This is a genomic window from Brachybacterium sp. (assembly GCF_036379615.1).
GTDB lineage: Bacteria > Actinomycetota > Actinomycetes > Actinomycetales > Dermabacteraceae > Brachybacterium.
The window spans coordinates 16,209-28,183 of record NZ_DASVGJ010000078.1 but is presented as its reverse complement, the minus strand read 5'-3'; the positions used below and the strand labels follow the sequence as shown (position 1 = coordinate 28,183).

Genomic DNA, 11,975 nt, shown 5'->3' with positions numbered 1-11,975 from the left:
CACTGCGGGTGTCCGTGCGCAGAATCACAGTGTGATCCGGCGATGAGAGGGTCCTCATCAGCTCTTCATCGTCACCTCACCGTCATTCGTCATTCTTCTGATCGTCACCGAATGATCAGGAGAGCCCGATGGACATCACGATCGCGCTGTACTCCCACGACTCCGTGGGGCTGGGGCATTCCCGCCGCAATCGGGCACTCGCCTACGCACTGGCCGAGCAGCTGCCGGCCCTGACCGGCGGAAGCGTCGGAGGGCTGCTGATCGCCGGCCACCCCGACGCCTCCCGAGATCCGCTCCCCGAGGGCTGGGACTGGCTGGTGCTGCCGGGCATGACCCGCACCCGGGCCGGGTACGGCGCCCGCCGTCTCGGCATGGAGGCCGACGCCCTGCGGGATCTGCGCAGCGCCACCATCGACGCCGCCCTCGCCGCGCTGCAGCCGGACCTGTTCATCGCCGACCGTCACCCCTTCGGGATCGATGGCGAGCTGCGCCCCGTGCTCGCGAACCTCCGCGCCCGCGGCACCGCCACCGTGCTGGGGCTGCGCGAGGTGCTGGACACCCCGCGGGTGGCCGCTGCCGAATGGGACGCCCTCGGCGGCGCCGAGCACGTCGCCTCCCACCTCGACGCGGTGTGGGTCTACGGCGACCGCAACGTCTACGACCCGCGCCTGACCGGGGAGCTGCCGCCCGCTCTCGCCCGTCTCGCCACCCTCACCGGCTACCTCTCCCACGGACGCCCCGCCGGGCGCCCGTCGAACCCCGAGCTCATGTCCCCGAAGCCGCCGCCGCCCTACGTCCTCACCGTGCTCGGCGGCGGTTCCGACGGCGCCGAGCTGGCCCGCCTGGCCGCGAGCGCCTCGCTGCCCGAGGGTCACCGGCACCTGCTGATCACCGGTCCGCAGATGCCCGCCGAGGACATCGCCGAGATCCGCGAGGTGGCCGCGCGGACGAGCGATGCCACCACCGTGGTGCGCAGCGCCTCGGACGTCCCCGAGCTGATCGCCGAGGCCGCCGCGGTGGTGTGCATGGGCGGGTACAACACGATGGCCGAGGTGATGGCCACGGATACTCCAGCGCTGGTCGTCCCCCGCACCCGCCGCCGCCAGGAGCAGCCGCGCCGTGCCCACGCCCTGGCGGCCGTCGGTGCGGTGGAGACCTGCGATCCCGAGTTCCTCCGGGCCGAGGAGCTCTCCGCCTGGTGGGCGCGCTCGGTCACCGGTCGCACCGACCGCAGCCACCTCGACCTCGACGGTCTCGGCCTCGTCCCGCGGCTCGCCGCCGAGCTGCTGCCCGCCGCCGTCACGGGAGCCGCCGTCACCGCCGCCGCTGCCCTCCGCACGACCGGTCCTGCCGCTGTTCACACTGCTGGCCCCACAGCTGTTCCCGCCCACTCGGAGGTGTCCCGCCATGTCGGCTGACCGTCCCCATCGCATCGCGTACGTGCTGAAGATGTATCCCCGCTTCTCGGAGACGTTCATCGTCTCGGAGATCCTGGCCCGCGAGGCCGCCGGCGAGGAGATCGTCATCTTCTCCCTGCGCCCGCCGATCGACGCCCGATTCCACCCCGAGCTCGCCCGCGTGCAGGCTCCCGTCATCCAGGTGGGCCGCTCCTCGAGCCCGCGCCGGCTGTGGGAGCGCTGGGGTGCGGCGATGGCCGACCCCGAGCTCGCCGGGAGCGTGTCCGCGCAGCTGCACGAGCTGGTGGGCGCCGGTGTGGACGACGCCGAGCAGGCGCTCACCGTCGCGATGCTCGCGCGGGAGCACGGGGTGACCCATCTGCATGCCCATTTCGCCTCGATGGCGACCACGGTCGCGCGCCTCGCGGCGCTGCTCACCGACCTGCCCTACTCCTTCACCGCCCATGCGAAGGACATCTTCCACCGCGACGTGGAGGACGAGGACCTCGCCCGCAAGCTGCGCGACGCCGACCATGCCGTCACCATCAGCGAGTACAACCGCAGCCACCTGCGCTCCCGCTTCGGAGCGCGGGACACCGACCGACTGGAGCTGGTGCGCAACGGCCTCGAGCTCGAGCGCTTCCCCTACCGGGGGCGCACGGACCTCGCCGAGGTCCCGCTGCTGCTCGGTGTGGGCCGTCTGGTGGAGAAGAAGGGCTTCGACCAGCTGATCGATGTGGTCCACGCCCTGCGCGAGGAGGGACGAGAGGTGCGTGCCGAGATCGTCGGCGACGGACCGCTGCGCGAGGAGCTGGCCGCCCGGATCGACGAGCTCGGCCTCCAGCAGCAGGTGCGCCTGCTGGGCCCGCGCACCCAGGAGGAGGTGCGCCACCTGCTGGAGGAGGCTGATCTTTTCGTGGCACCCTTCGTCATCGGGGCCGACGGCAACGCCGACGGTCTGCCCACGGTGCTGCTCGAGGCGATGGCCACCGGGATCCCGTGCGTCGCCGCCTCCGTCACCGCTGTCGGAGAGGTGATCCTCGACGGCCGCACCGGCTGGCTGGTCCCGACCGGTGACACCGCAGCGCTGGTCGGCGCGGTCCGAGAGGCTCTGGACCCGGCCACGGACCGACAGGCCCTGACCGACGCCGCCCGCGAGCTGGTCACCGCGGAGTACGACTCCCGCTCCCAGTCCCTCCGCCTGCGAGCCCTGGCCGAGCGCTCCGCGCACCGCACCATCCGCACCGAGCCGATCGAGCTCTCCGCGCTGCAGCGGGGCGAGCAGACGCTCCGGCCCACCGCCCCTGCCGGAAGGACGCTGTCATGAGGATCGCCTATGCCCTGCTCGACCCCGGCATCGGAGTGTTCGGCACGAAGGGTGCCTCCGTCCACGTCCAGGAGGTCATCCGCGCGCTGCGGGCCGACGGCCACCACGTGACCGTCTTCTGCACCCGCGTGAACGATGACGTCCCCGCCGACCTCGCCGACCTCGAGGTGCGCCGCCATCGCCTGCCCAAGGGCAGCGGCGCCGCGCGTGAGCAGGCCGTCGCCGCAGCCTCCGCCGCGATCGCGGAGGAGATCGCCGCGGGCGACTTCGACCTGGTCTACGAGCGCTACTCCCTGTTCTCCGACACCGCCGCCCGGCTCACGGAGCCCGCAGCGCCCGGCGACCGCGCGATTCCCTCGATCCTCGAGGTCAACGCGCCGCTGATCGCCGAGCAGCGGCAGCACCGCAGCCTGGCCGACGAGGCCGGCGCCTGGGCGACCACCCGAGCCCAGCTGCGCGGTGCGAGCCTGGTCTCCTGCGTGAGCGAGACCGTCGCGGCGTGGACCCGCGAGGAGGGCGCCGACCCCGCACGTGTGGTCGTCACCCCCAACGGCGTGAACACGACCCGCATCACTCCTGCCCCGCGACCGGTCACGGTGGCGGAAGCAGATGCCGCGCCGGATGCCCCGGTGACCGTGGGCTTCGTGGGCACCCTCAAGCCCTGGCACGGCACCGATGTGCTGCTGCGGGCGCTGGCCCGAACAGGCCCGCGCCTGCGCCTGGACATCTGCGGCACCGGCCCCCAGCAGGAGGAGCTCGAGCGGCTCGCCGACGAGCTCGGGATCGCCGACCGGGTCCGCTTCCGCGGCGCCGTCGCGCCCGAGCACGTCCCCGCGTTCCTGCACGGCCTGGACATCGCCGTCGCCCCGTACCCGGCGGGGGAGCACTACTTCTCCCCGCTGAAGGTCTACGAGTACCTCGCCGCGGGCCTGCCCACCATCGCGTCGGCGATCGGCACCCTGCCCGACCTGCTCGTGGGCGGGGAGCTGGGTGTGCTGGTCGAGCCCGGGGACGTCGCCGAGCTCGCCGACGCCCTCGACGAGCTGGCCGCCGATCCCGCGCACCGTGCTCATCTCGCCGCAGCGGCCCGTGCGGCAGCGGTGCGCGAGCACGACTGGCGGATCCGCTGTCGTGCGCTGCTGGCCCGCCTGGAAGCCGGTGCCCCGATCGGGGTGAGCGCATGATGGCCGTCGGCACCTCCCGCACCGGCCGCGCGCGCCGCGCAGACGCCCGAGATGCGGACACCCAGGGCGCGGACGCCCGCGATGCGGACGCCCGCGATGCGGACTCCCGTGGCGCGGACTCGCGTGGCCGGGACGCTGCGCGCGACGAGACCCCCTCCCGCCTGCGCCGACTCCTGGGCAGCTCGTCGGTCCCGAAGAAGGAGCGCCTGGACCCGTCGGCCCTGCGCCGCACGCTCCATGTGATCCGCCCCCACCTGCCGCGCCACCTGCTGCTGTGCCTTGTGGGCATGGTCGGACTGCTGCTGGACGTCGCCTTCCGGGTGCTGGAGCCCTGGCCGCTCAAGTACGCCGTCGACGCGGTCACCGCGGCGCTCGGCGCGAACCTGCCCTCCGACGCCTCGCCGTTCGGACTGAACATCGAGCAGACGGTGATCGCCGCCGCGATCTGCCTCGCGATCATCATCGCCGGCCGTGCCGGGTCCAACTACCTGGCCACCATCTCCTTCGCGAAGGTCGGTGCCCGCATCGCCACCGAGCTGCGCACCCGCGTCTTCGACCACATCCAGGCGCTGTCCCTGCGCTACCACTCCCGCGCCTCGATCGGCGACACCTCCCAGCGCCTGGTGGGGGACGTGGGCAGGCTGCAGGACGTCGCCGTCACCGCCGGTCTGCCGCTGGTCGGCAACGTCATCACCCTCGCCGTGCTGCTGGTGGTGATGGTGATCCTGGATCCCTTCCTCTCCGGCATCGTGGTCGTCACGGGCCTGGGCTACCTCCTGCTCTCCCGCCGCTCCTCCCCGAAGATCGTGCGCGCCTCCCGCAGCACCCGGAAGGGCGAGGGGTCGCTGGTGGGCGCCGCCGCCGAGGCGCTCGGCGCGATCCGGGTGGTGCAGTCCTACGGCCTGGAGAAGACCGTCGCCCACGAGTTCGCGGGCGGCAACGAGAAGGCCATGAAGGCCGGGGTCAAGGCCAAGAAGCTGGCCGCCGGCCTCGAACGCGCCACCGACGTGCTGGTGGGCATCGCCCAGGGCGCGGTGCTGGTGGTGGGCAGCCTGCAGGTGCTGCGCGGCGCGATGAGCCCCGGCGACATGGTGCTCTTCCTGACCTACCTGAAGATCGCGATGAAGCCGCTGCGTGACATGGCCAAGTACACCGGCCGCATCGCCCGCGCCTCCGCCTCCGGAGAACGCATCGCCGATCTGCTGGACGAGGAGATCGAGATCGCCGACCCCGCGCGCCCGGTGCCGATGCGCCACGTGCGCGGCACCGTCGAGTTCTCCGCCATCACCTCGCCCGACGGTCACGGCCGGCCCCTCTTCGACGACCTGCACCTGCGCATCCCCGCCGGTCAGCACGTCGGGATCCTCGGCCCCTCGGGCGGCGGGAAGTCGACGCTCGTCTCCTACCTGCTGCGCCTGAACGAGCCGCAGCAGGGCCGGATCCGGATCGGCGGCTTCGACACCCGCTCGGTGAGCCTCGCGGAACTGCGCCGCCACGTCGCGATCCTGCCGCAGGAGTCGGTGCTGTTCACCGAGTCGGTGCGGGAGAACATCCGCTTCGGCCGACGGGACGCCTCCGACGCGGAGATCGAGGAGGCCGCGCGCCGTGCCGGTGCGCACGATTTCATCTCGAGCCTGCCCGAGGGCTATGACACCGTGCTCGGCAATCGCGGCGACACCCTCTCCGGCGGGCAGCGCCAGCGCATCGCGATCGCCCGGGCCATGATCCGCCGTGCCCCCGTGGTGGTGCTCGACGAGGCCACCACCGGACTCGATCCGGCCGCGAAGGCCCAGGTCAATGAGTCCCTGCGCGAGCTGGCACGCTCCCGCACCACCGTGTCCATCACCCACGACGCCACCACCGTGGCGGGCCTGGACCGGGTGCTGTGGCTCGAGGACGGCCGGATCCTGGAGGACGGCACCCCGGCCGAGCTCGCCGCCGATCCCGACTCGCACTACTCGCGCTGGATCGTCGAACAGCGCCGCGCCGACGAGGAGGGGCCGATCACCTCCGCGGCAGCGCCCGCGGCGGCACCCGCGGCGACGTCCCCGTCGCCGTCCTCGCCCGACTCCGCTCTCTCGCCCGCGTCGCCGACTGCCAAGGAGGCCCTGCGATGACCACGACCATGCCCGCCGCGAGCCCCGTCGAGACCCCGCTCGAGCTGCTGTGCCGCCATGCCCGGCTGCCCGGCGCCGCCGAGCTCCTGGACAGCGCACGGCTGTCGACCCTGCTGGGGCGAGAGGTCACCCTGGACCGGGTGCGGATCAAACCCGGCGCCTCGGTGCGGGTGTCGTACCGCGCCACCGTGGAGCGGCCCGGTGCGATGGGCACGGATCTGGGCGATATCGGCTGGGCGGTGCTGGTCGACTCCCGTGACAAGCGCGAGAACCTGCTGCGCCGCGCCGGCCGTCGGGGGATCACGCTCCAGGAGCACACCCCGGCCTCGGAGACGTCCGGCCCGTTCCTCCTCAGCGGGGGACTGGACAGCGACGCACAGCTCGGAGGCGAGGTCCACCGGATCCAGCACCGTGAGCGCGGCGCCGCCCCGCGGGTTCTGAGCTACAACCCCGAGCGCCACGCCGTGCTCCTCCTGCCCGACAGCGGCGACGTGCTGCGCGTGGCGGCGCGACCGCTGGACGGCCTGCTGCAGGTCGCCACCCACTGGCGCGAGCTGGGCCTGCCCACCCTCGAGCAGCGGCGCTGGCGCGATCGCCGTGCCGTGCTGGTCGGCGAGCGATGGGGCCAGGGCGATCTCGCCGCGCTCGCCTCCCACCCGCTGTCGATGCCGGCGGCCACCCGACTGGGCGGGGTCATGGCCCGCCTGCACTCGGCGGATCTCACGGGCCGGGAGCTGCCCGAGGCCCGTGTCGGTGGCCTGGTCCCCACGGCCACCGCGGCCATCGCCGATCTGCTGCCCCACCGGGCAGATGCCGTCGACCGCCTCTCGGACCGGCTGCGGGACGCGCTGCCCGCAGGCGCCCCCCACGTGCTGATCCACGGCGATCTCTCGCCCGACCAGGTGCTGGTCTCCGTGGACGAGACGGCACTGCCCGGAGAGGGTCGACTCCCGCTGCGCGTGGTGGACCTGGACCGCTCCGGACTCGGCCCGGCCGGGGCCGACCTCGGCTCCTGGATGGCGTCCTGCCTGCTCAGCGGCGTCGAGGAGCAGGCCGCCGCCTTCCTCGAGGGATACTCCCTTCGCCGTCGGCTGCCCTCGGTGCAGGAGCTCGCGGCATGGACCGCGCGGGCACTGCTCGCCGCGGCCCTGGACCCGATGCGCCGCCACGGCGGGGACTGGCTCCCCGCCGTCGAGCAGCGCCTCGCGCTCGCCGACGCCGTGCTGCAGCACCCCGAGCGCCTGCCGCTGCCCGCGGCGATGCGCACTGGGGTGACCCCCGCTGCCGTGACCCCCAGTGCCGTGACCCTCAGCGCCGCGACTCCCGCCGCCGCGACCGCCGCCACCGGGTCCTCCACCTCAGCGACGGCCGCCACCGCAGCGACAGCGACCTCCACGGCCGTGACCGCCGCGATGCCCACTGCAGCGACCACCACCTCCGCGACCAGCGCCGCGACCCCCAGCGCCGCACCACCCGCTGCTGCACCATCGACCGCCGCAGCACCCGCTGCCGCGACGCCCGCCGTCGAGGCGGGTGCAGCGGGCTCGCAGGCACCGCTCGTCCCTGCGCAGGTCGCGCATGAGCAGCGGTGGCTGATGGTGCGCCGCGCCTGGGCCGACGACGGCCGCGGCCTGCCCCTCGAGCTCGAGGACCCCGCGGCGGGGCCCGGGTCCGCACGGCTGCGCGCGGCCCGGCTCGACGCCGCCAGCGGGCAGGTCACCGTGCACCCGGCAGGCACCGACCCGCGCCTGCCGGGCCTCGCCCGCGTGCTCGCCGCGCATCCGGACGCCGCGCTCGTCTCCCACCGCCCCGGCAAGCGCGCCGTGGTCCGCACCCGGGAGGAGGACGGCACGGTCCGCTTCGTGAAGATCGTCCGCCCGGGCCGCACCGACCGCCTGCTCCAGGCCACGGCCCGCGCCGCGGAGTTCACCGGCCCGTTCCGCACCGCCCAGGTGGTCGCCGCCGACGAGGACACCGTCACCTTCACGGAGATGGCCGGCCACCTGCTGCACGACGGACTGCCCGTCGAGGACGGCACCTGGCGGCGCGCCTGGCGCGAGACCCTGGAGGCCTGGTCCGCCGCGGTCAGCCGCTCTCGCGCGCGTTCCGGTGCAGGTGATACCGGCGGCGCGGCCAGCACCGGCGATGCAGGCGGCCCGGAGCCTTCGGCCCACGGCGCCGAGTCGCCCCTCCACGACGCCGCTGCCGAGGCCGAGGTGCTGAGCGCCTGGGCCGAGCGCGCCGACGCCGTCGACCCCGAGGGGACCCGCACTCGCCGACGGGCTGTCGTCGCGGCGACGCGAGGGCTCGCCCGGCTCGGGCCGCTCGAGAGCCCTGCACTGCTCCATCGCGACCTGCACGACAAGCAGATCCTGTGGCGGCCCGGCGAGCCGCCCGCGCTGTTGGACGTCGACACCGCCGCGCTCGGGGACCCTGCCCTGGATGCCGCCAACCTGCGCGCTCACGCCACCTGGCGCGCGCTGCAGGGGCTGTGGTCCGAGGAGCAGGCCGATGTGGTGCGTGAGGAGATCGACCGGGTCGCCGCGCGCAGCGGGATCGATCCGGAGGCGCTCGCCGCCTACGAGTCCGGCACCATCGCCCGGCTCGCCTGCGTCTACGCCTTCCGACCTCGCTGGAGGCGTGCGGCGCGCGCCCTCGCGGCCACCCTCGACCGGTCACCGGCACAGGCATAGGCACGGGCACCGGCGCTGCGCGCGGCGGCGCAGAGCCCGTCCGCGCCGCCGCGTCGCGGAGCCTCAGGCCCGGGCAGGGGCGGAACGGACCTCATCCGGGCAGGTCCGTCGAGCCCGCGGCCCGGCGATGGGCGGCCACGGCCCCGGCCAGCCCCAGCGCGACCCCGAGGATCATCCAGGCCACCAGCCACTGCAGGTCACCCGCAGGATCCCGCCAGCCGCCGCCGATCGTCCCGCGGAAGGCATCGACCGCATGGGTCATCGGCAGGTACGGATGGATGACCCGGAAGAACTGCGGCAGGGTCTGGGTGGGGTAGGTGCCGCCCGCCCCGGAGATCTGCAGCGCGATCAGCACCAGCGCCACGAACTTCCCCACCGGGCCGAACAGGGCGCCGAAGCCGTGGTTCAGCGCTACGAACACGGCGGAGGTCAGCGCCGCCACCCCCAGCAGCTGCGGGAGGTGCGCCATCGAGATCCCGACCGCCAGGTGCAGCGTCCCCACCGCGATCGCGGTCTGCACCAGGCCCAGCATCAGCGCGGGCAGCAGACCTCCGGCCAGCAGCCCCAGCGGACCCGCGCCGCGGTCGGCGGCCCGCTGCGAGAACGGCGGCATCATCAGGAAGATCGACATGCCGCCCACCCACAGGCTGATCGCCAGGAACAGCGGGGTCAGGCCCTCGCCGAAGCGGTCCAGCCCGTGCTCGCGCTCGAAGCTCATCTGCACCGGGTCGGCCGCCACCCCGGCGAGCTGCTCTCCCTCGGCCTCCGTGTAGGAGGGGACGTCCTGCTCCGCATCGGCCAGCCCCTCGTGCAGCTCGGTGGAGCCCTCGGAGAGCTGCCGGGCACCGTCCTCGAGCGAGACCGCACCCTCGGCGAGGTCCTCGGCGCCCTGGTCGGCACGGCCCGCACCGGTCTCGAGCTCCTGCGCACCGGTCTCGAGCTCGCCGGAGCCGTCCGCGAGGCGCTGCGCCCCGGTCCGGGCGTCGGAGGCCCCCGTCGCCAGCTGTGAGGCGCCCTCGGCGGCCTTCCCGCTGCCTGCCGCGAGCTGCTCGGCGCCCGAGCGGGCCGTGCCCACCCCGTCGGTGTAGCGGGTGAGGCCGCCGGCGAGGTCGGTGGCCCCGGTGCTCGCGGTCTCCGAGGCGGTGGCGAGGCGTTCCGCCCCGTTGGAGACCTCCTGCGCACCGGTGTTCAGCCGGTGCACGTCCCGTGCGCCCTGCTCGAGAACGGCGTGCGCCTCGGGCAGGGCGGCGGCAGCGGTGCGGGCCTGCTCGGCGAGCTCCCCGGCGAGGTCCGAGGCGTCCGTCCCCGGCTCGGAGGAGGGTGCAGCGGTGACCGCGTCCTGGCGCAGCGTCGTCAGGTCGTCGTGGAGGGTGGTGGTGTCCTCCGCGAGCGGGCCGGTGTCCTCGGCGAGCGCGGCGGAGTCCTCTGCCAGCGTCGAGGTGGTGGTCGTGAGGTCCTCGAGGTAGGGGACCAGGGAGTCCGCCGCGCCGGTCATGCCCGTCGCGGTGTCCGCGACCGTGCTCGAGGTGCCGGCGGCGGTGGTGGCGAGCCGGTCCGCCTCGCCGGCATCGTCGGCCGCCCGGGTGGCGTCCTCCCGCACCCCGGACGAGCCCTCCGAGACCCCGGAGAGCTCCTCGCAGAAGGCGGCGTCGGCGCCGGAGTCGGCGCAGCGGGCGGCGAGGTCGTCGACTTCTTCGGTGTACGCGCGGGTGCTCTCCTCGGAGCTGGTGGCGCTCTGGGCGGCGGTCTCGGTGGCGCGCTCGGTGTCCTGCACCGCGGTGTCCAGGGCGGAGGCGTCCTCGCCGATGGTGGCGGCGCCCTCCTGCAGGGTGCGGGCATCGGTGGTGCGGTCCTCGGCGCCCGTGGCGAGGGACTGCACCGCCTCGTCCAGGCCCGTCGCGGCGCCGTCGATGGTGGTGGCCGATTCGGAGAGGGTGCCGGCATCGCCCGTCGGCCCCTCGAGCTGTCCCGGCAGATCGCCGGCGGCCGCCTCGAGCGCATCGATGGCGGTCAGCAGGTCCTCGCTGGTGCGCTGGACGCTCTGCTCGTCGATGCCCAGCCCCTCCGCCCGCTCCAGGGCGGTGCCGACGGTGGTGTCGAGCTGCTGCGTCCCGTCGGCGACCTGGCCCGCGCCGCCGGCGAGATCGGAGGCGCCGGTGGCGAGCTGGGTGGTGCCGTCGGCGAGGGTCCGGGCCCCGCTGCGCAGCGGCTGCCCGTTCTCGTCGAGGGTGACCAGTCCGCTGTGGAGTTGCCCGGCGCCGTCTGCGAGCTCCCCGGTGCCCTGCTCGAGGGCGTCCGCCCCGGTGCTCAGCTCGCCGAGGCCCACCACCAGGTCGAGCTCGCCCTGGTGCAGAGTCGTGGCGCCGGAGCTCAGCTCGCCGGCCCCGGTGGCGAGACGGCCGGTGCCGTCAGCCAGGGTGCGGGAGCCGGTGAGCAGATCGCCGGTGCCCTCGTGGAGGTCGTCGGACCCCTCGGAGAGATCGCCCGCGCCCTCGGCCGCCTCCGCGACCCCGTCATGGATGCTGGTGAAGCCGACGTAGACGTTGTCCAGGTACTCCTCGAGCACGTTCTCGCGCAGGGCGGAGGTCAGCGCGGTGCCCACCGACTTGGTGAAGTTGCCGCCCACGTAGTTCACGGAGTCGTTCGTGGTCACGGTGAGCAGCGCGGGCGCGGCCTGCTCGGCGTCGCCGCCGAGGGAGGCGACGGACGCGGAGAAGTCGGAGGGGATCCGGATGCTCGCCCCGTAGGTGCCGTCCTCCAGGCCGCGCTGCGCCTCGGCGGGGGAGGCCTTCACGAAGTGGAAGACGGTGTCCTCGTCCTTCTCCAGCAGGGTGTCGGTGAACTCCGCGCCGACGTCGAGCTGCTGCGTCTCGCCGTCCGCCGTGGTGGTGCTCGCGCCGTCGTCCTCGTCCACCACGGCGGCCGTGATCTGGTCGAGGTTGTGGCTCGGGTCGCGGAATGACCAGGTCATGGTGCCGGAGTAGATGACGGGCACCAGTGCCAGGCCGACCACGAACAGCGCCGCGATCGGCTTCTTCCACTCCCCGGGGAGCAGGGCGAGCGCCCCGCGCCCGGTGGCGGAGGTCGCCCGGCCGACGGCGGCGGCCCCGCGACCCACGGCGGCGGGGACGCGGCCGACGGCTCCGAGGGCTTCCCCGGCGGCGCGCAGGGCATGGCCGACCGCCCGCCCGACGGCACCGGGCAGGGAGATCAGGGCACGCAGGAGTGCAAGGAGGTATCGCATCACGGCGGCGACG

General features: G+C 74.3%; 6 protein-coding genes. 5 read left to right on the top strand and 1 reads right to left on the bottom strand.

Going from position 1 to position 11,975, the window contains the following annotated elements; all coding sequences use genetic code 11:
* Positions 1-128: 128 nt before the first annotated feature.
* The 5 genes from VF289_RS18770 to VF289_RS18750 are packed head-to-tail and all read left to right on the top strand — an operon-like array spanning position 129 to position 8,718.
* On the top strand, positions 129-1,418 hold the full coding sequence (locus VF289_RS18770; RefSeq protein ID WP_330885894.1) for a glycosyltransferase family protein: 1,290 nt from the start codon (positions 129-131) through the stop codon (positions 1,416-1,418).
* Positions 1,408-2,724 carry a glycosyltransferase gene (locus tag VF289_RS18765; protein ID WP_330885892.1) on the top strand — a complete coding sequence of 439 codons (1,317 nt, stop codon included), beginning with the start codon at positions 1,408-1,410 and terminating at the stop codon, positions 2,722-2,724. The genes VF289_RS18770 and VF289_RS18765 overlap by 11 nt, the downstream gene beginning before the upstream one ends.
* Complete coding sequence (locus tag VF289_RS18760; protein ID WP_330885890.1) at positions 2,721-3,908, top strand: glycosyltransferase family 4 protein; 1,188 nt, start codon at positions 2,721-2,723, stop codon at positions 3,906-3,908. The genes VF289_RS18765 and VF289_RS18760 overlap by 4 nt, the downstream gene beginning before the upstream one ends.
* Entirely contained in the window at positions 3,905-6,025 is a 2,121-nt protein-coding gene (locus tag VF289_RS18755) for an ABC transporter ATP-binding protein (RefSeq protein ID WP_330885888.1), read from the top strand. The genes VF289_RS18760 and VF289_RS18755 overlap by 4 nt, the downstream gene beginning before the upstream one ends.
* Positions 6,022-8,718, top strand: a complete 2,697-nt coding sequence (locus VF289_RS18750) for a phosphotransferase (protein WP_330885886.1) — start codon at positions 6,022-6,024, stop codon at positions 8,716-8,718. The genes VF289_RS18755 and VF289_RS18750 overlap by 4 nt, the downstream gene beginning before the upstream one ends.
* A 91-nt stretch (positions 8,719-8,809) precedes the next feature.
* Here VF289_RS18750 and VF289_RS18745 read toward each other — a convergent pair whose 3' ends face one another.
* Complete coding sequence (locus tag VF289_RS18745; protein ID WP_330885979.1) at positions 8,810-11,962, bottom strand: YhgE/Pip domain-containing protein; 3,153 nt, start codon at positions 11,960-11,962, stop codon at positions 8,810-8,812.
* Positions 11,963-11,975: the final 13 nt, after the last annotated feature.